At 63.1% G+C, this 23003-nt stretch carries 23 protein-coding genes and 1 tRNA gene; 17 read left to right on the forward strand and 7 right to left on the reverse strand.

Translation table 11 applies throughout. The features are described 5' to 3' along the window. Nucleotides 1–5: 5 nt before the first annotated feature. Nucleotides 6–1712, reverse strand: coding sequence for a sensor histidine kinase (locus tag CQ012_RS15215; protein ID WP_166650818.1), 1707 nt, complete (start codon nucleotides 1710–1712; stop codon nucleotides 6–8). Between the two features lie 167 nt (nucleotides 1713–1879). Between CQ012_RS15215 and CQ012_RS15220 the strand changes: the two genes are divergently transcribed. The 3 genes from CQ012_RS15220 to CQ012_RS15230 all read left to right on the forward strand — a co-directional run bounded on the left by CQ012_RS15220 (nucleotide 1880) and on the right by CQ012_RS15230 (nucleotide 4358). Continuing rightward, a complete protein-coding gene (locus tag CQ012_RS15220; RefSeq protein ID WP_105659041.1) occupies nucleotides 1880–3178 on the forward strand; it encodes a cation:dicarboxylate symporter family transporter in 1299 nt (432 codons plus the stop codon). A 115-nt stretch (nucleotides 3179–3293) separates the two neighbouring features. Beyond that, the gene (locus CQ012_RS15225; RefSeq protein WP_105662546.1) at nucleotides 3294–3905 is read left to right on the forward strand and encodes a DUF459 domain-containing protein; all 612 of its coding nucleotides are present in this window, start codon (nucleotides 3294–3296) and stop codon (nucleotides 3903–3905) included. 9 nt (nucleotides 3906–3914) lie between these two features. Beyond that, on the forward strand, nucleotides 3915–4358 hold the full coding sequence (locus CQ012_RS15230; protein ID WP_105662547.1) for a cytidine deaminase family protein: 444 nt from the start codon (nucleotides 3915–3917) through the stop codon (nucleotides 4356–4358). Between the two features lie 16 nt (nucleotides 4359–4374). Here CQ012_RS15230 and CQ012_RS15235 read toward each other — a convergent pair whose 3' ends face one another. The 3 genes from CQ012_RS15235 to CQ012_RS15245 all read right to left on the reverse strand — a co-directional run bounded on the left by CQ012_RS15235 (nucleotide 4375) and on the right by CQ012_RS15245 (nucleotide 5390). Continuing rightward, a complete protein-coding gene (locus tag CQ012_RS15235) occupies nucleotides 4375–4725 on the reverse strand; it encodes a VOC family protein (protein WP_105659044.1) in 351 nt (116 codons plus the stop codon). Nucleotides 4726–4794: 69 nt separating this feature from the next. Next, the gene (locus CQ012_RS18025) at nucleotides 4795–4965 is read right to left on the reverse strand and encodes a maleylpyruvate isomerase N-terminal domain-containing protein (RefSeq protein ID WP_105662611.1); all 171 of its coding nucleotides are present in this window, start codon (nucleotides 4963–4965) and stop codon (nucleotides 4795–4797) included. Between the two features lie 44 nt (nucleotides 4966–5009). Beyond that, a complete protein-coding gene (locus tag CQ012_RS15245) occupies nucleotides 5010–5390 on the reverse strand; it encodes a hypothetical protein (protein ID WP_105662548.1) in 381 nt (126 codons plus the stop codon). 186 nt (nucleotides 5391–5576) lie between these two features. Here CQ012_RS15245 and CQ012_RS15250 point away from each other — a divergent pair, with 186 nt between their 5' ends. From CQ012_RS15250 to abc-f, 10 genes are all read left to right on the forward strand, one after another. Then, nucleotides 5577–6473 carry a ParA family protein gene (locus tag CQ012_RS15250; RefSeq protein ID WP_013348536.1) on the forward strand — a complete coding sequence of 299 codons (897 nt, stop codon included), beginning with the start codon at nucleotides 5577–5579 and terminating at the stop codon, nucleotides 6471–6473. Further along, a complete protein-coding gene (locus tag CQ012_RS15255) occupies nucleotides 6473–7375 on the forward strand; it encodes a segregation and condensation protein A (RefSeq protein ID WP_105659046.1) in 903 nt (300 codons plus the stop codon). The genes CQ012_RS15250 and CQ012_RS15255 overlap by 1 nt, the downstream gene beginning before the upstream one ends. Beyond that, nucleotides 7368–7958, forward strand: a complete 591-nt coding sequence (gene scpB, locus CQ012_RS15260; protein ID WP_105659047.1) for an SMC-Scp complex subunit ScpB — start codon at nucleotides 7368–7370, stop codon at nucleotides 7956–7958. Before CQ012_RS15255 ends, scpB begins: the two co-directional genes overlap by 8 nt. A gap of 101 nt (nucleotides 7959–8059) precedes the next feature. Beyond that, nucleotides 8060–9169 (forward strand): pseudouridine synthase, encoded by a 1110-nt coding sequence (locus CQ012_RS15265; RefSeq protein ID WP_105659048.1) that lies wholly within the window; start codon nucleotides 8060–8062, stop codon nucleotides 9167–9169. Nucleotides 9170–9172: 3 nt separating this feature from the next. After that, nucleotides 9173–10273, forward strand: coding sequence for a prephenate dehydrogenase (locus CQ012_RS15270; RefSeq protein ID WP_105659049.1), 1101 nt, complete (start codon nucleotides 9173–9175; stop codon nucleotides 10271–10273). Next, nucleotides 10255–10950 carry a (d)CMP kinase gene (gene cmk / locus CQ012_RS15275; RefSeq protein ID WP_105659050.1) on the forward strand — a complete coding sequence of 232 codons (696 nt, stop codon included), beginning with the start codon at nucleotides 10255–10257 and terminating at the stop codon, nucleotides 10948–10950. The genes CQ012_RS15270 and cmk overlap by 19 nt, the downstream gene beginning before the upstream one ends. A gap of 65 nt (nucleotides 10951–11015) precedes the next feature. Continuing rightward, on the forward strand, nucleotides 11016–12548 hold the full coding sequence (der, locus tag CQ012_RS15280; protein ID WP_105659051.1) for a ribosome biogenesis GTPase Der: 1533 nt from the start codon (nucleotides 11016–11018) through the stop codon (nucleotides 12546–12548). A 101-nt stretch (nucleotides 12549–12649) separates the two neighbouring features. After that, a tRNA-Pro gene (locus tag CQ012_RS15285) sits at nucleotides 12650–12723 on the forward strand. A 100-nt stretch (nucleotides 12724–12823) separates the two neighbouring features. Then, nucleotides 12824–13666, forward strand: a complete 843-nt coding sequence (locus CQ012_RS15290) for a PhzF family phenazine biosynthesis protein (RefSeq protein WP_105662549.1) — start codon at nucleotides 12824–12826, stop codon at nucleotides 13664–13666. Between the two features lie 209 nt (nucleotides 13667–13875). Next, a complete protein-coding gene (gene abc-f, locus CQ012_RS15295; RefSeq protein WP_105662550.1) occupies nucleotides 13876–15582 on the forward strand; it encodes a ribosomal protection-like ABC-F family protein in 1707 nt (568 codons plus the stop codon). Nucleotides 15583–15635: 53 nt separating this feature from the next. Here abc-f and CQ012_RS15300 read toward each other — a convergent pair whose 3' ends face one another. Further along, nucleotides 15636–16982 carry an FAD-binding oxidoreductase gene (locus tag CQ012_RS15300; protein WP_105662551.1) on the reverse strand — a complete coding sequence of 449 codons (1347 nt, stop codon included), beginning with the start codon at nucleotides 16980–16982 and terminating at the stop codon, nucleotides 15636–15638. Further along, a complete protein-coding gene (locus CQ012_RS15305; protein ID WP_105662552.1) occupies nucleotides 16979–17734 on the reverse strand; it encodes an SDR family oxidoreductase in 756 nt (251 codons plus the stop codon). The genes CQ012_RS15300 and CQ012_RS15305 overlap by 4 nt, the downstream gene beginning before the upstream one ends. Before the next feature lie 82 nt (nucleotides 17735–17816). Here CQ012_RS15305 and CQ012_RS15310 point away from each other — a divergent pair, with 82 nt between their 5' ends. From CQ012_RS15310 to CQ012_RS15325, 4 genes are all read left to right on the forward strand, one after another. Continuing rightward, nucleotides 17817–18284 carry a MarR family winged helix-turn-helix transcriptional regulator gene (locus CQ012_RS15310; RefSeq protein ID WP_105662553.1) on the forward strand — a complete coding sequence of 156 codons (468 nt, stop codon included), beginning with the start codon at nucleotides 17817–17819 and terminating at the stop codon, nucleotides 18282–18284. A 119-nt stretch (nucleotides 18285–18403) separates the two neighbouring features. Next, nucleotides 18404–19345 carry an NADP-dependent oxidoreductase gene (locus CQ012_RS15315; protein ID WP_105662554.1) on the forward strand — a complete coding sequence of 314 codons (942 nt, stop codon included), beginning with the start codon at nucleotides 18404–18406 and terminating at the stop codon, nucleotides 19343–19345. A gap of 24 nt (nucleotides 19346–19369) precedes the next feature. Then, complete coding sequence (locus CQ012_RS15320; RefSeq protein ID WP_105662612.1) at nucleotides 19370–20053, forward strand: NADPH-dependent F420 reductase; 684 nt, start codon at nucleotides 19370–19372, stop codon at nucleotides 20051–20053. 211 nt (nucleotides 20054–20264) lie between these two features. Further along, nucleotides 20265–22154 (forward strand): FAD-binding monooxygenase, encoded by a 1890-nt coding sequence (locus CQ012_RS15325; protein ID WP_105662555.1) that lies wholly within the window; start codon nucleotides 20265–20267, stop codon nucleotides 22152–22154. A gap of 236 nt (nucleotides 22155–22390) precedes the next feature. Here the strand turns inward: CQ012_RS15325 and CQ012_RS15330 are convergent, their stop codons facing one another. Continuing rightward, nucleotides 22391–22753 (reverse strand): DUF488 domain-containing protein, encoded by a 363-nt coding sequence (locus CQ012_RS15330; RefSeq protein WP_105662556.1) that lies wholly within the window; start codon nucleotides 22751–22753, stop codon nucleotides 22391–22393. Nucleotides 22754–23003 lie beyond the last annotated feature (250 nt).

A 23003-nucleotide genomic window follows, 5' to 3' on the forward strand; every position in this document is an offset into this window, starting at 1 on the left:
CTGGGCTAGTCGCTGATTCTCAAGGGCAAGGTGACGGTGAAGATTGCGCCGGCATCGTTATCAACACCCATTGTGCCACCTAGCCGCAGCACCGCCTGCTGCACCAGTGCCAGCCCCAGGCCGCGCGGCTGGCCGCCGGCCTTGGTGCTGGCCCCGAAGCGCAGCAGCTGATCGAGGAACTCGGGTTCGATGCCCGGGCCGGAATCGGCCACCGCGATGATCAGCTCGTCATCGGCCGCGGCCACTTCCACCCACACCGTCGCGTCCTGGGTGCCCGCCGAAGCATCCAGCGCGTTATCCAGCAGGTTGCCGACGATGGTGACGATGTCGGTGGCGGCAAAGGCATTGCCCGGAATCATGCCCTGCGCGTTGATATCGAGCTTCACGCCGCGCTCATGGGCTTGGGCGGCCTTGGCCACCAGCAGGCTGGAAAGATAGACGTCGTCGATGGAATGCACGATCGCATCGGTGAGCTTCTGCGAATGCTGGCGGTCATCGACCGCGAAGGCCAGCGCCTTGTCGCTCTGGCCATTTTCGATCAGCGTGGCAATGGTGTGCAGGCGGTTGGCATGCTCATGGGTTTGCGCTCGCAGGGCGGTGGAGAAGGTCTTCAGCGATTGCACTTCGCCGGCCAGTTCCTGCACTTCGGTCAAATCGCGCAGCGTCATGACCTGGCCGGTCACCGGCTGGGAACCGAACCAGCGGGCCGGCAGCCCGCCGCGGCGGGGCAATCGCGCGTTGGTCAGGCGGGCCGGGCCCTGGGAAATGGACAGCACGGTGTGGGTGCCCAAATGGATTTCGTCCTTGCAGCTGCGTCCGGTCGCCATCAGGGTGCGCAGGGTTTCGGGGATCTGCACCTGGTCGAGGTCCAATCCGCCGGAAGGCACTTCCTCGGGGAAGCCGAGCAATCTGGAAGCTTCCTGGTTGTAGAGCACGATGCGGTGCCGCCGGTCCAGCAGGACCAGGCCCTCGCGAACCGAGTGCAGGGCCGAGAAGTAGAAGGCGTAGAGCCGGCGCAGCCCGTGCGGGCCGAAGCCGAGCGTGGCCTGGTTGACGTAGCGGGAGAAGGACCATGAGCTGAAACCCGCCAGCAGCAGGGCCAGCGCCGAAACGGTCATGATCTGCGGAAGTTCGCTGCGGTAGATCGACTCCAGGCTCTCCAGCGTGATGCCCGAAGAGACCATCCCCACCAGCTCGCCGTCGTGGTAGACCGGGGCGATGGTGCGCACCGAAAGGCCCAAGGTGCCCGCGGCCACCTCGTTGTGGGTCTGGCCGGCCAGCGCTTGGTTGATGCTGCCCGAATATCCCTTGCCCAGCTGCTCGGGGTCGGGGTGGGTGACGCGCAGGGCATCGGGGGTCATGATCGTAATGAAATCCACGCCTTGCCCGCGGTCCAGGATCTTGTCGGTGTAGGGCTGCAGCTGCTCGGTGGGGTGATCGCCGGCCAGGGCCTGGGACACGAAAGGATCGTTGGCCAGGGTGATGGAAATCGTGGCCACCGTGGCCTGCTTGTCATCCTGGATCACCTGCGCCTGGTGCTGGTAGGTGGCGACCGCCAGGCCCACGACGACGAAGATGACCACCAGCATCTGGGCGGCGAAGATGACTACCGCCAGGGACCAGCCGTCGCGGCTGAGCGGTGCGGGGGAGGCGGCCTCGCGGGTGGGGCGGGCCAGCGACAGGTCGGTGAAATGATCGGTCACTGCGCTCATCTCCTTGTGCTGCCTGGTCCTTGTACTGTTCACCGCGTGACCAATATGAACGCAATGGAGATGCGGATCACTTCGAACCGCACCATGGATACAGAACGATTCTACGTAATGCCGGCTGTGCAAGGGTGCACGGTTCGGTTCCATGCGCTCACAAGGGTAGGACTACCATGGCTGTCACAGACCAGATGCCGCCGGCAGGCAATTCGCCGCAGGCCGGAACGAAGAAGAAAGACAAGACCCACTGGCTGTACATCATGGTGATTGCCGCCGTGGTGCTCGGCGCAGCGGTCGGCCTGCTGGCCCCGGAGGTGGGCAAGGCCCTCAAGCCCCTGGGCACCGGATTCGTCGCACTGATCAAGATGCTGATCGGTCCAGTCATCTTCTGCACCATCGTCCTGGGCGTTGGTTCCATTGCCAAGGCGGCAACCGTCGGCAAGGTCGGCGGTCTGGCGCTGCTGTACTTCATCACCATGTCCACCTTTGCGCTGGCCATCGGCCTGGTCGTCGGCAACATCATCCACCCGGGTTCGGGGCTGAAGCTCGAGCCGTACGAGTCGGGATCCGGCGGCGGGGAGAACTCCACCGTGGCCTTCCTGCTGGAAATGATTCCGGGCGACATCCCCGTGCTGCCGACCCTGGTGCTGGCCCTGCTGGTCGGCTTCGCGCTGCAGTCCATGGGCAAGTCCGGCGAGCCTGTGCTCAACGCAGTCAAGCACATCCAGGCGGTGGTCTTCCGCCTGATGATGATGATCATGTGGGCTGCCCCGATCGGTGCCTTCGGTGCCATTGCCGCCGTGGTCGGCGCTACCGGCTGGGCCGCCATCGGCTCGATGGCGATCCTCATGGGTGCCTTCTACGTCACCTGCGCGCTCTTCATCGTCGTCGTCCTCGGTTCCCTGTTGCGCCTGGTCACCGGCCTGAACATCTTCCTGCTGCTGAAGTACCTGGCTCGCGAATACCTGCTGATCTTCTCCACCTCATCCTCCGAGTCGGCACTGCCGCGCCTGATCGCCAAGATGGAGCACGCAGGGGTGTCCAAGCCCGTCGTGGGCATCACCGTGCCTACCGGCTACTCCTTCAACCTCGATGGCACCGCCATCTACCTGACCATGGCGGCACTCTTCGTCTCAACGGCCATGGGCATGCCCATGAGCCTGAGCGAGCAGATCGGCCTGCTGGTCTTCATGATCATCGCTTCCAAGGGCGCAGCCGGCGTGACCGGCGCCGGCCTGGCCACCCTGGCAGCCGGCCTGCAGTCGCACCGCCCGGAACTGCTGGACGGCATGGGCGTGATCGTGGGCATCGACAAGTTCATGTCCGAGGCCCGCGCGCTGACCAACTTCACCGGCAACGCCGTGGCAACCTTGCTGATCGGCAAGTGGACCAGGGAGATCGACATGGACCAGGCCAAGGCTGTACTGGCGGGCAGCCTTCCATTCGACGAGAGCAGCGTCGAAGGCCACTAGGACCTTGCTGGAAATCCGTTATCCGACACGTTCGGGTAACGGATTTTCTGCGTCTGGGCGCCTTTGGCAAGATAGGGCCCAGCCGGGCGCAGCAGCCAGCAGGCGGAAAGGCATCATGGGTTCAGCGGTACGAGTGTGCTTTGTCGGCGATTCCTTCGTCGCAGGAGTCGGCGATGAAACCCATCGCGGATGGGCGGGGCGGCTGGTCGCCCGGGGAATCGAACGGGGCCATGGGCTCACCGGCTACAACCTCGGTGTTCGCGGCGATACCAGCGCCATGATCCGGCAGCGATTCGAAGCTGAATGCGCCGCACGCTTTCCGCCAGGGGACTACGCGCCAGGCGTGGTGCTCTGCTTCGGGGGCAACGACGTGATCCGCTGGGACGCGAAGCCGCGGGTGGCCGCCGGAGAACGGATCCAGAACCTCGAGGCCATCCTGGATGCGGCAAAGGAACGCAATTGGCCGGTTCTCATGATCGGTCCGCCGCCGATCGCCGATGATGCATTGAACGCGGAACTGCGCGAGCTGGATGCGCAAATGCGGGCACGGTGCGCATCGAGGAATGTGCCTTATCTAAGCGTGTTCGGGGATCTCGCGGAACATGAGCTGTGGCGCCGCCAAGTGGCCGCCGATGATGGAGCGCACCCGCGCGCAGCAGGCTACGACCTGCTGGCGGAGATGGCCAGCCAGGCTTGGGACCCCTGGCTTGCGGAACTGTGCAGCTAGGCTGGAGCAATGAACGGGACACCGCACCGGCAGCAGTATCGTGCACTGGCAGACGCCGAAGAAGAACTGGTCGAACTCGCCCGGCGGACCATTGAGGCAGCAACCGACGCGCCCGATGGCGGCGACGGAGTGCACACCATGGGTGCCGCGGTGCTGGCTGCCGACGGCGCCATGCACGCGGGCGTGAATTTCTACCACTTCACCGGAGGCCCGTGTGCAGAGCTGGTGGCCTTCGGTGCGGCCCGTGCGGCCGGGGCAAGGGATCCGCAGGTGGTGGTGGCAGTGGGCAACCAGGGGCGCGGCATCAAAAACCCGTGCGGGCGCTGCCGCCAGGTGATGGCTGATAGCTATCCGTGGCTGCGGGTCATCGTCGATACCCCGCACGGGGCGCGCAGCATCGGCATTCGCGAGCTGCTGCCGTTGTCTTTCGACTGGTTGGCCGAGCAAGCCTGAGAGCCTGATGCCCGGCTCAGCGCGAGAGGCCGGGCAAGGGCGAAGCGAGCACCACCCGGTTGCCGTCGGGATCCTGCAGCTGCACGATCCGTGCTCCGCCGCCGGGCTGCGGGCCGTGATGCCCGATGCCCGCATCCAGCAGGCGCGCGGCCTGCGCGTCGAGGTCGGCCACTTCCAGAACCAGCGTGCTGTATCCGGCACGGTCGGGCTCCGCGAAGACCTGGACTCCGAATCCCGGGGCCAGATGCCATTCGAGCAGCCCGTCCATGGGCCGCTGGTCCGGCGCCCGGTTGAAGAGCCGCGCGTACCAGTGCTCGGCTCGGGCCAAATTCGATACCGTGCAATTGCTGAGCATTCCCGTGAACATCTGCCTCGCCCCTTATGCCGCCGGATGCCGGCGCGTGTGGAACCATTCGACCACCGGAATGCGCCAGGATCAAGAACTTATCCGAATAGCCAGCGGATGATCGGGATGGGCACCAGGGCGCTGCCCAGCCGGGGACTCCACGGCAGGATCACCCTCCAGTGCCTGGCCGGTGGCTAGGGCCAGATCGCAGAGGTGGTCAAGCAGTTCGCGTACCGTCCAAGCGGTGCATGGCGCGGGAATCCTGGTTCATGATGATTCCGGTTTTCGGCCCAGAAGCACGCAGGTCAGTGGCCGGCCGCGGTGAGCAGGCGCTGCAGGCGCGGGCCGAACTGGACCTCATGATCCAGAGCCATCAGCTCGTCGATCGACGCGTGCAGCTGTTGCGCAGCGAGAATCGACTGGATGTACTGCCAATAAGCATGCAGCTCCTCGGCCCGTGTCCACCCCGGTGCCAGTTCATCCGGGCCCACCACAACCAACGCGGTTTCGCGGATTCCGGCCGGCGTCACCTGCGCCCATTCTTCGCTGCTGGACCATCCGCGGTCGTCGAGCACCACGATGAATAGCCCGTCGTCCAGTTGGGCCTGGAGGAGCACACGGACCCTTGCCTGCTTGCTGCCTGGCTCGGCTTCCGCCCAGCTGGCGAGCTTTTCAATGGTGCGCATCGCGCCCTTCCCGTAAATGCCAGATTGCGTTCAGCTCGCATACAACATTAGAGCTAAGGTTCAAGGTAAAGGCTCGCCGTGGAAGAACCCAAAAAACCAAGATCTTTTGCTTCGACCGATAACCTTGAAAAGAGCTTACAGCTCGAAGAATCAGGTTTATCGAACGGGAAGTGTGGTTTACCCATCGTGAGCGAGGAACAGGGAAACAAGCACCGCGGAGCGGGGATGCTCAAGGAGCCTCGCCCAGTGGGTCCTACTGGCAAGCCATTGACAGATTTCCCCGTGCCAGCACCGTTGCCATCGCACGGCCCGGCACGCGTGATCGCCATGGTGAACCAGAAGGGCGGCGTTGGCAAGACCACCTCCACCATCAATCTCGCCGCCGCGCTCGCCGAGTACGGCCGCAAGGTGCTGCTGGTGGACTTCGACCCGCAGGGCGCGCTGTCTGCCGGCTTCGGAACCAACCCGCATGAAATGGACATCACCGTCTACAACGTGCTGATGGACCGCAAGGTGAAGATCACCGACGCCATCGTGAAGACCGACGTCGAGAACATCGATCTGCTGCCAGCCAACATCGATTTGTCCGCAGCCGAGGTGCAGCTGGTCAACGAGGTCGCCCGCGAGCAGGTGCTGGAACGTGCGCTGCGCAATGTCATCGACGACTACGATGTGGTGCTCATCGACTGCCAGCCATCGCTGGGCCTGCTGACCATCAACGCGCTCACCGCCGCCCATGGCGTGATCATCCCGCTGACCGCAGAGTTCTTTGCGCTGCGTGCGGTGGCATTGCTGATGGAAACCATCGACAAGGTCAAGGACCGGCTGAACCAGGTGCTGGAGTTGGACGGCGTGGTGGCCACCATGTACGACGCCCGCACCCTGCACAGCCGCGAGGTCATCACCCGGCTGGATGAGGCCTTCGGCGACAAGCTCTTCGAGACCGTCATCAAGCGCACCATCAAGTTCGCCGACGCGAACGTGGCCGCCGAACCGATTACTTCCTACGCCGCCAACCACCCGGGCGCTGAGGCCTACCGCAACCTCGCCCGCGAACTGATTTGGCGTGGTGGTGCCCCGTAATGAGCGCCACGCTCAGCGAAGAAGCCGCCACCGATTCCACCACGCCAGCAGGAGCTGAGCAGGAATCGGCTGGCGGTTTTCGCCTTGCCCTGCAGAATTTCAACGGGCCCTTCGATGTGCTGCTGCACCTGATTACCAAACGCGAGCTGGATATTACCGAGGTCGCGTTGGCAGAGGTCACCGACGAATTCATCGCCTACCTGCGCGAGCTGCAAGCCACCAGTGCCGCCGAGGGGAGCGACGGGATGAAGGTGCTCGATGAAACCACCGAATTCCTCGTGGTCGCCTCCACGCTGCTGGATTTGAAGGCGGCCCGCTTGCTGCCGCGCGGCGAAATGGCCGATGAGGAGGACTTCGAGCTGCTCGAAGCCCGCGACCTGCTTTTCGCGCGGCTGCTGCAGTACAAGGCCTTCAAGCAGGCCGCCGAGTTCTTGGGCGAACGCTACGGAATCGAGGGAGCGCGCCATCCCCGCGAAGTCTCGCTGGAACCGCAGTTCGCGGCCCTGCTGCCGGAACTGGTGTTCAGCATCGGGCCCGACGCCTTGGCCGCGATGGCGGCCAAGGCGCTGGCGCCGAAGCCGGAACCGGAAACAGAGGTCGGCATCGGGCATCTGCACGGGGCGAACGTCACCATTGCCGAGGAAGCCGATGCGATCACCGCCCTGCTCGAAGCCCGCGGCACGCTGGCATTCACCGAGCTGGTGGCAGACGCGGATGCGCAGCTGGTGGTGGTCGTGCGTTTTCTGGCATTGTTGGAGATGTTCAGGCAGAGAGCCATTAGCTTTGCGCAGGAAGATCCGCTCGGCCCGCTGCTGATCTCGCTGGTCCAGGAGTCCAGTTTCGATGCGCAGGCCGTGCAAGACGACTACGAGGGGAGTGGTGGTGAGGTGGATCATGAGTGAGATTGCACCCATTGACCAGCTGCCAGGAGGCCTGGAATCGGGCCTTGAAGCGGTGCTGATGGTCGCCGATATCCCCGTATCTTCGGCGCGTTTGGCCGAAATCTTCGAAGTCCCCACCGCCAGGGTTGCCGCCGCTTTGGAGACCCTTGCTACCGAGTATGATAGTAAGGATCGCCCGCGCGGATTTGAACTGCGTCGCGTCGCCTCCGGGTGGCGCTTCTATTCGCGGGCCGATTACGCCGATTTCGTCTCCAGTTATGTGCTCGACGGGCAGACAGCACGCCTGTCACAGGCCGCCCTAGAAACCCTGGCTGTCATCGCTTACCGACAGCCGGTCTCGCGTGGACGTATTTCGGCGATTCGAGGTGTCAACGTCGATTCAGTGGTGCGCACGCTGCTCACCCGCGGATTGATCACGGAGTATCCGGAAGTTGGGGATGGCGGAGCGACGCTGTACCAAACCACCGAATACTTCCTGGAACGACTGGGACTGGGCTCGCTTGATGAGTTGCCTGCGCTGTCCCCGTATCTTCCCGGGGTGGCCGACCTCGAATCGCTCGATTCGGCAACCTACGACGACTAGGTAGCTGCCAGCCGGCAGCTACAACGGACCAACCACGCGTGAAGCCCCAAGACTGGCGGGCTCGCGCAGCGAACACGTAACAGCAAGGGACACAGGCAAGCATGAGCAGGGGACCATCCTCAGGCCGCAACGATCGCGGCAACAATTCAAACTTCGGCGGCAAGCCAGCAGGCGGCCGCGGCACTACCGGCGGCAAGGCCTACGGCAAGCCAGGCGGTGCAGGCCGCACCGGTGGCAAGTCCTTCGGCGAGAAGCCATTCGGCGAGAAGCCGTATGGCAAGTCCGCCTCGGGCAAGCCAGGGGAAAAGTCGAATTCGGCCAAGCGCAACACCGCAGCACCGCGCAAGAACTCCGAGCGTGCTTTCGGCAAGGAACGCTTCGGCAACTCCGTGCCGACCAACTATGCGCGCCCGACCCAGCGCGCCCGCGCCCAGGCTCGTGCCGAAAGCCAGGCAGCTCGCGAGATCAACGGCGAGCAGCAGGACGGCATCCGCCTGCAGAAGGCCATGGCCAACGCCGGGGTGGCCTCGCGCCGCGTCTGCGAGGAGATGATCCTCGAAGGCCGCGTCGAGGTCAACGGCAACCTGGTCGTCGAGCTGGGTTCGCGCGTGGATCCAGCCAAGGACCGCATCCACGTCGATGGCATGCGCATCCAGATGAACCAGGCAAACCGCTACTTCGTCTTCAACAAGCCGAAGCACGTGATGTGCACCATGGATGACCCGGAGGGCCGCCGCACCATCGCCGACTACTTCAAGAACGAGCACCACTCGCTGCGCTTGTTCCACGTTGGCCGACTGGACTACAAGACCGAAGGCGTCTTGATCCTGACCAACGACGGCGAGCTGGCCAACCGCCTGCAGCACCCGAAGTACGAAGTCCCCAAGACCTACCTGGTGCAGATCCCCGGCCCGCTGCCGCGTGCGGTAAGCAACCAGCTGCGCGAGGGAATCAAGCTCGAAGATGGCTGGATCAAGGTCGATGACCTGAAGATCATCGCCACCACACCGAAGCACGTGATGGTCGAGGTGACCCTGCACTCGGGCCGCAACCGCATCGTGCGCCGCATGTTCGACGCCGTAGGCCACCCGGTCCAGCGCCTGGTGCGCGTTGCCGTGGGTCCGGTGCTGCTGGGCGACCAGAAGCAGGGCACCATCCGCTCCCTGGGCAACCAGGAAGTCGGGCACCTCATGGCCATGGTGGGGATGTAGCCCATGGCGTCTTCTCACCTTGCAGGCCCGGTGCTGGTCATCGGCACCGGCTTGCTGGGCACCTCGGTGGGATTGGGCCTGCGCGCCAAGGGCGTGCACGTCTACCTGTCGGATATTTCGCCGACCGCTGCCGGAGTAGCCCAGGACATTGGCGCCGGGGTGCTGCTGGAGCACCAGCAGATCGCCCCGGAACTGGTCGTGATCGGTGCTCCGCCGGATGTCACCTCCGCCCTGGTGGGCGACGCGCTGCTGGCCTATCCGAACGCGGCCGTGGTGGACATCGCCAGTGTCAAGGGCTCGATCCTGGCCGGCGTGCTGGCGGACGAGCGGCTGGGCGAGGCTGAGACTTCCCGCTATGTGGGGACGCACCCGATGGCGGGCCGGGAGAAGTCCGGACCGGCCGCGGCCCGTGGCGAATTGTTCACCTCCATGCCGTGGGTCATCTGCGCCCATGAAGGCGCGCAGGCTTCGCGGGTTAAAGCCGCCGAATCCCTGGCCATCGACCTGGGTGCGACCATGTACCGGATGAGCGTGGCCGAGCACGATGAGTCCGTCGCGCTGATCAGCCACTTCCCGCAAGCGGCCAGCTCGATGATCGCCTCGCGCCTGCTGAACGCCGAAAGCCACCAGCTGGCCTTGGCGGGCAACGGGCTGCGCGACACCACGCGCATCGCGGCCAGCGACGAGAAGCTCTGGATCCAGATCTTCTCGCACAATGCCGCCGCACTGGTGCCGATCCTGACCGGGATGAAGGAAGATCTTGACCGGCTGATCAGCACGCTGCAGAACCCGCAGGGCCCCGGCGCGCTGCTGGACCTCTCGCAGCTGATGACCGAAGGCAACGCCGGCAAGGCCCGGATTCCGGGCAAGCACGGCGCACCGCCGCAGGCGTTCGCGTTGGTCACCGTCGTGATCGATGACCGGCCGGGGCAGATCGCCCAGTTGCTGGCCGAAATCGGCGACGCGCAGATCAACATCGAGGATTTGCGCATGGAGCACTCCGCGGGCCATCAGGTCGGCATGGTGGATGTTTCGGTCGTGCCCGGCCGGCGCGATGAATTGATAGATGTATTGACCAAGAACGGATGGAAGGTAGCCCAGTGAGCACCTTGAACAACGACAAGCTGGTTATTGCCATCGACGGCCCTAGCGGCTCCGGCAAGTCCTCGGTCTCCAAGGCCGTCGCCCGCAAGCTGGGCGCAGCCTACCTGGACACCGGCGCCATGTACCGTGCGATCACCTACTCGGTGCTCGCCGATGGCACCGATCTGTCCAACGCCGAGGCCATTGCCCAGGCCGTGCGCGATGCCAAGCTGTCCATCTCGGTCGATCCTGATGCTGAACTGGTTGAAATCGGCGGTGTAGACGTGACCGCGGCAATCCGCGAACCACGCATCTCCGAGCAGGTTTCCACCGTTGCCACCAACCTGGACGCGCGTGCCGAACTGGTCCGCCGCCAGCAGGAAATCATTGCGGCCAACACCCGCATCGTGGCCGAAGGCCGCGACATCACCACCGTGGTCGCCCCGGATGCCGATGCGCGCATCCTGCTGACCGCATCGGAAGAAGCCCGCCTGCGCCGCCGCGGCCTGCAGCTGGGCGGATCGCAGAACGAGTCGCAGCTGGCTACCCAGGTGCTGGCGCGCGATGCGAAGGACTCCACCGTGGTGAACTTCACCCAGGCTGCCGACGGAGTCATGACCGTAGACTCCTCGGACCTGGATTTCGAGCAGACCATCGACGCAGTGCTTGACGCAGTCGGCACTGCAACGAAAAACTAGCCTAAAGCTGGTGCCCATCCTCGGCGAGAGCCGATGAAGATTACGATCGCTGTGAAGGGAAAATCATGAGCGAGAACAACTCCACCCACGACGAGGAATACATCCCCGTTGGAGACGACGATATCGCCGAGCGCCTGGCCGAACTGAGCGAGGAAGAGGCCGCGGTTCGCGCCCAGGCCCTGCTCAGCGGACTGGAAGACTACGAACTGGACGAAGAGGACTCCGCCCTGCTTGCAGGCCTGGATAGCTTCGATGACGACGATGAAGACGTTGTCATTCCGCCGGTCCTGGCTGTTATCGGACGACCTAACGTCGGCAAGTCCACCTTGGTCAACCGCATCCTGGGCCGCCGCGAAGCGGTAGTCGAGGATACCCCGGGCGTCACCCGCGACCGCGTGTCCTATTCCGCCGAGTGGGTGGGACGCCCATTCACCATCGTCGATACCGGTGGCTGGGAGCACGATGCCAAGGGCATCCACGCCTCGGTTGCCGACCAGGCCGAAATTGCCGCCGACGTCGCTGACGCCATCCTCTTCGTGGTCGACTCCCACGTGGGCGCGACCGCAACCGACGAGGCTGTGGTGAAGATGCTGCGCAAGAAGGGCAAGCCGGTCTTCCTAGTGGCCAACAAGGTCGACGACTTCAACCAGGAAGCCGAAGCCGCCGCGCTGTGGGGACTGGGATTCGGCCAGCCATGGCCAGTCTCGGCCCTGCACGGCCGCGGCACCGCCGACCTGCTGGACGCTGTCATGGAGAAAATGCCGGCCCATTCGGCTTTCGGCGGCATGATCCCATCGGGCGGTCCGCGCCGCATTGCGCTGATCGGCCGTCCGAATGTGGGCAAGTCCTCGCTGCTGAACAAGGTGGCCGGCTCCGAGCGCGTAGTTGTCGACGATCTGGCCGGCACCACCCGCGATCCCGTGGACGAACTTGTCGAGCTGGGCGGCGAAGTCTGGCGCTTCGTGGATACCGCCGGTATCCGCCGCCGCCAGCACATGGCCGTCGGCTCGGACTACTACGCGTCGTTGCGTACCCAGACGGCGCTGGAGAAGGCCGAAGTCGCCGTCATCCTGCTGGCTGCCAATGAAACCATCTCCGAGCAGGACGTGCGCATCATCCAGCTGGCCATCGAAGCCGGCCGCGCGATGGTCATCGTCTACAACAAGTGGGATGAGGTGGATGAGGATCGCCGCTACTACCTGGACCAGGAGATCGAGCGCGACCTTGCCCATATCGAGTGGGCACCGCGCGTGAACATCTCGGCGAAGACCGGCTGGCACAAGGACAAGCTCGTTCCCGCACTGAATACCGCGCTGGAATCCTGGGACAAGCGCATTCCAACGGGCAAGCTGAACGCCTTCCTGGGCGAACTTGTCGCAGCCCACCCGCACCCGGTGCGCGGCGGCAAGCAGCCACGCATCCTGTTCGGCACCCAGGCTTCGGCCCGTCCGCCGCGCTTCGTGCTGTTCACCACCGGCTTCCTGGATCCAGGCTACCGCCGCTTCATCACCCGGCGGCTGCGCGAAACCTTCGGTTTCGAAGGAAGTCCCATCGAGGTTTCGATGCGAATCCGCGAGCGCCGCGGACGCAATCGCTAAATTTCGAATTTAGCCCTTCACTTGGTGTAGGCTAATAAAGGAGCTTTTCGCAGACGGCACCCTTGGTTCTCACGACTTGGGGATAACGGCTGCGAGGGCATCGGGCTATGGCGCAGCTTGGTAGCGCGCCTCACTGGGGGTGAGGAGGTCGCAAGTTCAAATCTTGTTAGCCCGACGATCCAATCGGAAAACCCCGTCGAGAGTTTCTCTCGGCGGGGTTTTGCCGTGCCTCCCCAGAATTCCACACCCACGGCGAAGATCCGGAAGATGGTCCAATGCAACGCAGATTCCAGCAGGTCGATGTCTTCGGCGCCACCCCGTACAAGGGCAACCCGCTAGGCGTGGTGCTCGACGGGCAGGGCCTGGATACCGAGTCGATGCAGGACTACTCGCTCTGGTCCAATCTCTCCGAGGTCACCTACGTACTGCCGGCCAGCGATGAGCGGGCCGACTACCGTTTCCGCATCTTTGCGCGCGAACGCGAATTCCCATTTGCCGGCCACCCTGCCTTGGGCACAGCGCGTGCCTGGCTGCATGCCGGGGGAGTGCCGCAGGATCCGAAGCAGCTGGTCGTCGAGTGCGAAGCTGGTTTGGTACCGATCAGGATCGAAGGTGAAACGCTTTCCTTTGCTTCGCCCCCGGCTGTTCGAACCGGTGCAATTGCGCCGCACGAACTGACGGAAATGATCCAGATCCTGGGCATTGAGCCCGAGCAGATTGTGGATTCGCAGTGGACGGATAACGGGCCGGGGTGGGCCGCGGTGCTGCTGGAAAACTCGCAGCAGGTTTTGGACATCGCACCGCGGATCCCCAATAGGCCGGGACGCTGGAAAATCGGGGTCTTCGGCGCACTGCCGCAGTCGTCGGCACCGGAAAAACTCGAAGTCCGAGCTCTGGCCATTGAAAACGGGGGCTTGCGCGAGGATCCGGTCACCGGAAGCCTGAATGGAGCGGCCACGCAATGGCTGATGGCCGCCGGGCACGCCACCGCGCCACTGGTCAACCGGCAGGGTGCGAAAGTCGGACGCGATGGGCATGTGCATCTGGACTTGGCCGACGGCCAGCTTTGGGTTGGCGGGGCCGCGAACGTCCTGATTGAGGGCATCATCGAGCTGTAGTGCGCAAAACCTTGCCTGTTGTGATGGCTTGGGCTTAGCCTTGAATGGTGGGAACGTTAATTCATGGAGTCCATTTCCTCTAGGCGGTAACCAGTGTCGAGCTTCGCTCCGCTGACGCCATCTTCATTGCACCTTTGTGGTGCCCGCCAACCACCAGCACCGCACCGGCCCTGATTACTCGGCGAACCGGTGCTAGGCAGGAAATTCCCATGACCCAGTCCCAAAATATCCACCAGTCTTCCCAGCATGAGCGCGAAACCGAACCGGACTACGTATGCTCATTGCAAGGCATCGCAGTCAGTTTCGGCGAACGGGATGTGCTGACCGGCATCGACCTTGCAATTTCCGGTACCGACCGCATCGCAGTACTTGGCGATAACGGTTCGGGAAAATCCACGCTGATGCGCGTGATTGCAGGGAATCTCGAACCCGACCACGGGCAGCGGAAGATGAACGCGCCCGGTGCCGTTGCCTACGCTGCGCAGAACCCGAGCTTCGCTGCGAACATGAGCGTGCAACAGGTGATCGATTCCTATCATCGGCGCTTCCGTGAACTGGAAGGCTTGATGCGCGTCGTCTCGGCCAAGCTCCAAGATGCTCCAGAACCTGTCGCCGAACGTTTGATGAAGCAGCTGCAGCAGGTTACCGACCTGTATGAGGCGGCCGACGGCTATTCGCTGGCTCCGCGCCTGGATAGCGCCTTGGAGCAGCTGGGCCTAGGAGATCTGGATCGCCAGCGCCTTGTGTCCCAACTTTCCGGTGGGCAGCGATCCCGGCTGTCGCTGGCCTGTGTCCTGTGTTCGGGTGCGCAATTGCTCCTGCTCGATGAACCAACGAACGACCTGGACGAGGCGGCCATGAACTGGCTGGAGCGCACCCTGGATAAGCATCGCGGTGCGCTGGTGCTGATCAGCCATGACCGGATGTTCCTCAAGCGTTTTGCCCGATCCATCGTTGAGGTTGCCGACGGGTCGGTCGCGCATTACGGCAATGGCTATGACGGTTATCTGCATGCCAAGGAGCAGGAGCGCATCGCGATCCGCGTCGCCTACGAAAATTGGGTGCAGGAGCTTGAGCGTTCACAGAACTTGGTTGATAAGTATGCTTCACGCGTCAGCGCCATTCCGCGCAAGCAGGAGAAATCCAGTTTTGGACATGGAAATTTCCGGGCCCGCGATTCCAGCCATGGGTCGACCTCCAAGATCCGCCAGGCAAAATCCCGAATCGAAGACCTCGAAACCCACCGGGCACCCGAGCCGGCTGCTGAGCTGTCGTTCTTGATGCCCGGCAGCACCCAGGACCAGGCTGGTGGCGAAACCTTGCTGCAGGTGATGAACGCCCGGCGCGGCTCGGATCCGAAACTGTCCACGCCACGCTTCGACATCAAGCTCGGCGAGCGCTGGCTAGTCACCGGCCCCAATGGTGCTGGCAAATCCACATTGCTCAAAATGCTCGCCGGAGAACTGGAATGCGCCGAGGGGAAGATCGAGCGCGCTGCCAACTTGCACTGCGGTTGGCTCCGCCAGGAAGTCGGAATTTTTCCTGGCAGCACCCTGGTTGAAGCCTTCGCCGCGGCCACCGGCCAGTATGTCCAGGACGCCGGTGCGTCCCTGGCCCAGCTGGGCCTGTTTTCGCCGCAGGATTTCCTGCGGCACCCCATGGCGCTTTCGGTAGGCCAGCGCCGCCGCCTGGAACTGGCTATTGCGGTCAGCACCAAAGCGCAGATGCTGTTCCTGGACGAGCCGACGAACCATCTCTCACCGGCCTTGGTGGAGCAGCTGGAGTCAGCGCTGGCGGAATATCCGGGCGCCGTGGTCACGGTCAGCCACGACCGGCGCTGGCAGCAGAAAATGCGCGAGCATTCGGTGGTGCATCGGCTCGGGGTGGAAGCAGGACGCGTCGAGCTGATCAGGTAGCGCTGGAGTTCTGGCTTCTCAAGTTCAGTCCGCCATCAAACAGGTGCTGCGGGTCAGTTCTCTCGGACAGGGCACGCAGCCGGGTTCCGGTCTGCCCAGGCCAGGCGAGCTCGGCAGCCGAACGGCGAACGTCCGAAGAGTAGGCGCCGTACGCGCCGGTGCCCAGAACCTGCAGGGCAGCGAACGACTGGTCCTGCTCGGCGATGCCTAACGGGTGGATCCAGGTAGCTGCCAGCACTTCTTGATGCCGCGACCCCCAAGGCGGTGGCGTGGGCCGGAACCCGGGCTACGGCACCGCCCAAGGCCCGCAATTCGCCGACCAGGCTGGCCCGATGGGCCAATGACTGCGCCATGGCATCGCCCAACTGCTCATCCGCCTGATCGACCAGGACATCACGCATTTTGATGCGCTGCTGACCGGCATGCGGCGAATTCGGGGCTGGCACGATCAGCGGATAAGGCACTAGCTCGGTGCGCGAATCGTGAAGTTGGGCCAGGCCCAGGGCCTCGCGCAAGACCGGTGCTGCCTGGTCCTGGCCATCGCCAGCCCAGACATTGAGCGCCTGAATTGCGTGCTGTCCATCGCCCAATGCCTGCACCATCAGGAAGCTTTCCAGCTCGTCAGGCGACTGGCGCACCCACTGGCCCCAATCAGCGGTGAATTGCGGCAGCGAATCGGTCAGGTAGGTCAGTTGCTGGTGGATGATGCTGGCGTCACCGGCGGCAGTTCGCAGATCGGTGGCCGTGAACTCGAAGGCCGTGACTACTCCGGCATGGGTCGCACCTCCGCGCACGGCCCAGAACAATTCGGGCTCATGATCAGTGTCTACCCAGCGGATCGTTCCGTCGGCGGTGACCAATTTGGCCCGCACCATGGAGTCCAGCGTCAGTCCCTGCGAACGGGCGAAGTAGCCGACGCCGCCAGCCGTGGCCAGGCCGCCGACGCCGGTGTCGCCAAAGTTGCCGCTGCTGATGACCAGGTCTTCGGCGGCTAGCTGTCCGGCAATTTGTCCCCACGTGGCTCCGGCGCCCACCCGGACCAGGCCAAGTTGCGGATCGAGCATTTCGAAGTGCCGCAGGGCGGAAAGATCCAGGATGATGCCCCCGGTATTCGTCGAGGTGCCTGCGATGCCGTGGCCCCCTGAACGGATGCTGAATTCAACGCGGGTTCCCGATTGCTCTCGGAGCCGCGCTGCATAGAGCACCGTTTCCTGCACGTCCTGTTCGCTCCGGGCCTTGATGATCAGGGCCGGTGCGCCAACAGACATGTAGCTGGACCGTTCCATGGCATAGCCTGCCCGATGCTCGGTGATCGCGCGTGCGGCCAGCGTGCCCGGGAGTCCGGGCCAGCCGTCGGGCGGCACCAGGTCGTGCGATCGTGCTAGGCGGTTGGTGTTCATGGTGCCAGTTCCTTCATCAGCTGCGCTGCGGCCTGCGTGGTGCGAAGCGTGTAGTGCGCCGAGGGGCGCTCGGGCCGGGCGGCCAGGGCCGCGGTGATCGAGCCGAGTTCTTCGTTGGTGATCCACTGCGGATCAACCCATGGGCGTTCGCGGGTTGCCACTGGTCCGAGCTCGTGGGCGAAGACGCGGCGCTGGGTTCCGGCTTCGGCGCTGAGCACCCGATGCATCATCAAGAGTCCCGCTTGTTCCATGTTGATGATCGATGCACCGGGAACCGGGGTCGTAGCGCTCCCGCCAAGGACCAGATGGTAGCTGCCTGCAGGCGCCAGCAGGGGGAGCCAGGCACGCACATTTGCGACATGGGCGGTGGACAGATCGAGGTTGAAGCGCTGCCATTCCGATTCGGTGACTTCCCACAGCGGCTTTCCCTGCCACCAGCCGCCGATAGCAGCGATCACATCGGTAACGTCCCCGAATTCGCCGGTGATGCGCTGGGCCATGTCGGTTGCCGCGGTGAAACTGGTGTACTCGCCCACGACCAATTCCAGATTCGCGGTGTCGATGTTCTCGAGACGGGCCAGCAGTTCCTTGCCGCGGCTTTCGGTGCGGGTAGGAATGATGACTTCGGCACCGGCGGCCAGCCAGGAACGGACGATGCCCTCGCCGACCCGGCCGGTTCCGCCGAGGATCACCACGCGGTGCGCGCTCAATGCCGGCTGTTTGGTGCCCAGTTTGCTGTCGATGCTGGTCATTTAGGTTCCATGCCTTTCATCCGTGTACTAGAATCAATTACTGTAACTACAGATACTTTGATCCTATTCCCGGGAGGCATCCATGAACACGGAATTGAACGATCGGCAGGAGATCTGGCGCGGCCTGCTCTACGGACAGCGCTCGATGATGCTGCGGCTATCGGTTGAGCTCAAGCGCGATTTCGGGTTGAACAGTGCGCAATTCGAGGCGCTGCTGTACCTCTGGGAGGCGAAGGCGAACCGCCTGCCAGCCACCCAGCTTTCCAACCAGCTGCTCTACAGTTCCGGCTCGGGGTCCCATCTGATCAGCAGGCTTGAGCAACTCCACCTGGTGCGCCGGGACCGTGATTCCCAGGATGCGCGCATGGTGGTGGTGACGCTGACCGAAGCGGGCCTTGATCTCATAAGCCGAGCCCGAGCCGCGCACATTGAATCGCTGGCAAAGGAATTCGACCCGCTGATCGGGGATGCCGAGGTCCCGGTACTGCTGGACTTCGCGCGCCGGCTCTCCCGTCATGAAAGTGTCACCTCGCAGCCCTATTCCGGATAGCCGCACCGCATCCCGCTGGCCCAATGGATCCGGGCTAGCGGGAATATCCTTGCAAATATATCTGTTATTACAGATATATTTGCGGAAAGCACTTGTAAAGCAACGAAGGAAGGAAAACCATGAAGCAGCATTATCGTGTCGCTGTGGCCAGGCAGTTCGGCGCCCCGGAAGTCATCAGTATCGAAAATCATCCAGTGCAGCCACTGGCTGCGGGCGAGGTCCGCGTGGCGGTACGTGCCGCGGGCCAAAACCCCGTGGATGCCCGTCGCCGGGCCGGCAATTTCGGCGGCCAGGTGCCTCTGGTCTTTGGCACCGAATTCTCCGGAATTGTCCATGAGTCGAAAGACCCGGGTTGGGCTGCGGGGGATGAGGTGGTGGGCTGGGGTGCCGTCGGCGCCGACGCCGATCTGGTTCTCACCTCGGGGGACAAGCTGGCGGCTAAGCCCAAGGAACTGCCGTGGGCCGTGGCTGGCGGACTCAGTGGTGCGGGTCAGACCTCCCTGGCAGCCCTTGCCGCACTGGAGCTGCAACCAGGAGATGTGATTCTGGTGCACGCAGCGGCAGGTGGCGTAGGAAGCATGCTGGTTCAGCTCGCCATGCATCAAGGCCTGGTCGTCATTGGTACCGCCGGAACAGGCAACCAGGAATATCTGCGTCAGCTAGGGGTTCTTCCTGTCGTTTACGGACCGGGCCTCAGCGAGCGCGTGGCCCAGGCCGCGGGAGGCCGGGCAATTGCCGCGTCCATCGATTTAGCCGGAAGCATGGAAGCTGGCGACCTGGCCCGTGAACTGGTAAGCGGTGGAGCGCAGTGCATCACGCTGGTTCCCGAGACCTGGCAATCCCATGGCCTGCCACTGGTGAGCGTCCGAGCCAGCGCGCAACGGTTCGCAGAGCTGATGCGCAGCTATCGGGATGGCGGCTTGCAACTGCAGGTGAACACCCTCGAATTCAACGATGTCGTGAAGGCCCATCGCCAGATGGATGCCAAGCATTCACGCGGAAAGCTCGTCTTGGAAATGAGCGATAACCCCTACCTCGCCAACAGCGGCGACGCGGCCTAGCTGCCGCTCAAGAAAGGCATGAACATGGCTTCAGTAGCACTGATCGGACCGGGGCGGCACGGAACCGCCATCGCAGAACTCTTCGCCTCCCACGGGGTAAGCGTCGTGATCTACCACCACAATGCCGCCAAGGGGGAGGCAGCTGCGCAAAAGATTCGACAGGCCGCGGTAGACGCGCAGGTGCAGGTGGCCGCTGACCTGGCCTCAGCTGTGGAAGGCCAAGAGGTCGTAGTCTTGGCCACGCTCTGGGACCAGCCGCAACGCAAGGTCCTGGCCGAGCTGGGCTCCAGGCTGGCAGGCAAGGTACTGCTCGATGTTTCGAACCCCTTGGACGTGACACCAGCGGGCATTATTCCGCGCTCGCCGGCCGAAGGCTCGGCAGGTCAATTCGTGGCTTCATTGCTGCCGCACGGTGCAGGGCATGCCAAGGCGTTTTCGAACTTGGCCACTGCGTTCATTCGCGAGGGAGCGGATCGGGAACCACCGGCGATCCTGCCATTTGCCGCGGATTGCGCTGCCACGGCCAGCATCATCCGCCCCTATCTGTCGGCCACCAAATGGAAGCCGTGGCTGGTCGGAGATATCTCGTCCTCGCGCGACTTGGAGATTGGCGGGAAGTTCAACGCGGTGCACGGAGCCTATGGGCGTTCGCAACTTAATGAAGAGCAGATGCTGGAGTATGCCGGACCCGAGTGGGAGCATCGGTAGCAGCTGGCATCAGTGATGGGCCCCGGCGCGAGGTTATTGCGCCGGGGCTTCTGCCCATCTGCGGCTTAGGGTGGCCGGCGCAGCGTGCGTGAACTTGTGCCTGAGCTCACAGATTGTATATGATTAGTGTGCGATAAAAGATCATGCAGTTCTAATATCGAACATTATATTTATTGACTGAGGTCATCACAGGGAATTGGGGGATGAAACGGTGCAGTTTCACCACAACGGATACATTTCAGCCGATCCACGGGTGCAGCCAGCGGCTGGCGTGGGCATAAACCGTCCCATGGAGATGCCCGATGTCATGGATGTGCTGATCGTCGGTGCCGGTCCCGCAGGCATCATCACCGCCGCCCAGCTTTCCCAGTTCCCTGATGTGCACACCCGCATCATCGACCGACGGCCCGGCCGCCTGGAAATCGGCCAGGCCGACGGGATCCAGTCACGCACGGTGGAGACGTTCCAGGCTTTCGGTTTTGCCGAGCGCATCACCGCCGAGGCCTACATCATCAAGGAAACCACCTTCTGGAACCCTGATCCGCAGAACCCGGATCAGATCATCCGCACCGACCGCACCGCCGATGATCCAACCGGCGTCAGTGAATTCCCGCACCTCGTGGTCAACCAGGCGCGCGTTATCGACTATTTCGCTGATTTCGCGGCGAACTCCCCAGCTCGCACCGTCCCGGACTACGGGTGGGACTTCAAGGAACTGGTCGTTGAAGACGGCGAAGAGTACCCGGTGAAGGTCACCCTGATCGGCTGCGGCGAGAGCAATGACGGCATTGAGCGTGTAGTGCGTGCCAAGTACGTGGTCGGTTCCGATGGGGCCAGAAGCAATGTCCGCCGCTCGATCGGCGCGAAGCTCTCCGGTGACAAGGCCAATCACGCTTGGGGCGTCATGGACACCCTGGGCCTGACCAACTTCCCGGATGTGCGCACCAAGTGCGCCATCCATTCCAAGGCTGGTTCGATCCTGCTGATTCCGCGCGAAGGCGGGCAGCTCTTCCGCCTCTACGTCGACCTGGGTGAAGTTCCGGAAGGGGATAACGGCAAGGTCCGCGAGACTCCGCTGGAAGAAATCATCGAGCGCGCCAAGGCGATTTTGAATCCCTATACCCTCGAGGTCAAGGACGTCGCGTGGCACAGCGTCTACGAAGTAGGCCACCGGCTGGCTGACCGCTTCGATGATGTGCCGGTTGAAGAGATCGGTACCCGTGAGCCGCGCGTGTTCATTACCGGCGACGCCTGCCACACCCACTCGGCCAAGGCCGGCCAAGGCATGAACGTCTCCATGCAGGACGGGTTCAACCTGGCCTGGAAGATCGGCTATGTGCTCTCGGGCCAAGCTCCGGAAAGCCTGCTGCGCACCTACTCGGACGAGCGCAAGGTGATCGCCAAGGACCTGATCGACTTCGACAAGAAGTGGTCCTCCATCATGGCTGCTACTGCGAAGGAGCTTGAAGGCCAAGAAGGCGTTGCCGAGTTCTATGTACGCACGGCCGAATTCCCTGCCGGCTTCATGACCGAGTACGCGGCATCTGCGCTGGTCGCCGGCAAGGAGCACCAGGAGCTGGCCGCCGGATTCCCCGTGGGCAAGCGCTTCCGCTCTTCGGAAGTCATGCGCTTGGCCGATGCCAACCCAACGCACCTGGGCCACCACCATCGTGCCGACGGCCGCTACCGCATCTACGTCTTTGCTGATCAGCAGCCGGTGGGAGAGTCCCAGAAAATTGCCGCCTTGTCGAGTTGGCTGCTGGAGAATGAGCGCTCGCCACTGGTTCGCTTCACGCCGAAGGGTGCCGACGCCGACGCGCTGTTCGATGTCAAGGTGGTCTACCAGCAGGACTACACCACGATGAACGTGAATGACGCGCCGAAGGTGTTCCGTCCGGACACCGGCGTGTTCGGCCTGATGGATTACGAGAAGGTCTACACCGCATTGGACGGCTCGGACATCTTCGAGGAGCGCCAGATCTCCCGCGATGGCGCGATCGTGATCGTCCGTCCGGATATGTATGTTGCCAGCATCCTGCCATTGGATGCGGCCAACGAGCTGGCCCGTTTCTTCGAGCCGATCCTGCTGGAGCAGAACTAGTAGCGCCCTCGCTCCACACATCACCGATGGCGCCGCGAGTATCTCGCGGTGCCATCGGTTTCCCTGCGCAGGGCGTCGCGTGGAAGTGCGGAATATTCTTTGTCGCAACGTGGTTGAACCACCAAGGGACAGGACTTCGATGAAAGGTGCCACGGTGAGCCAGGAATTCAGCTTTGACCTTCAGCAGGTGGTCGATTCGGATATGGTGTGTGCCGACGGCGTGTGCTTCGTGCCGCCTACGGACCAGAGAGCTGATCGAGCAGATAGTCACGCAACACCACAGCATGATTAGCCTGCTCATTTTTTGCTCCGTAGACCAAAGTGACCACGGGATGCTGGTCCAGTACTTCCAGAAAGCCATCGACAGCGGGGTTCTGATATAGCTCGGCGCGATAGTGCTGCGCAAATTCGCCAAAGCGGTCGGCATCGTGATCCCAGCCTTTGCGAAGCCCGGTGCTCGGTGCCAAGGCCTTGGCCCAGTGATCCAGCTGAAGGGCAGCCTTGCTCTTCCCGCGCGGCCAGAGCATGTCAACCAGGATCCTGTAGCCGTCCTCGACGCTGGGCGCGGTATACGCGCGTTTGAGAAGTATCTTCGTCATGATTCACCTGAAAGTTCCTGAATTCTCATTGCATCGCCTCCATCTGTGGGAAAGGATCGAAGTGCAGGGGCTGCCAAGGCATCATCGTCTCTCTTGGCATCTTGCCACACTGGCAATCCCTTGCAGCGGAAAATATGTACTTTTCTGTTATCAGTTGGGCAGTGAGTAGGCTAATCTGTAAATAGTTTGGTATTACTGACTGTGCCAACACAGAACTCAAGGTCGTCACGCACGAACTGTTAACAGAATT

This window comes from Arthrobacter sp. MYb214, from assembly GCF_002979865.1.
In the GTDB taxonomy this organism is placed as follows: Bacteria; Actinomycetota; Actinomycetes; order Actinomycetales; family Micrococcaceae; genus Glutamicibacter.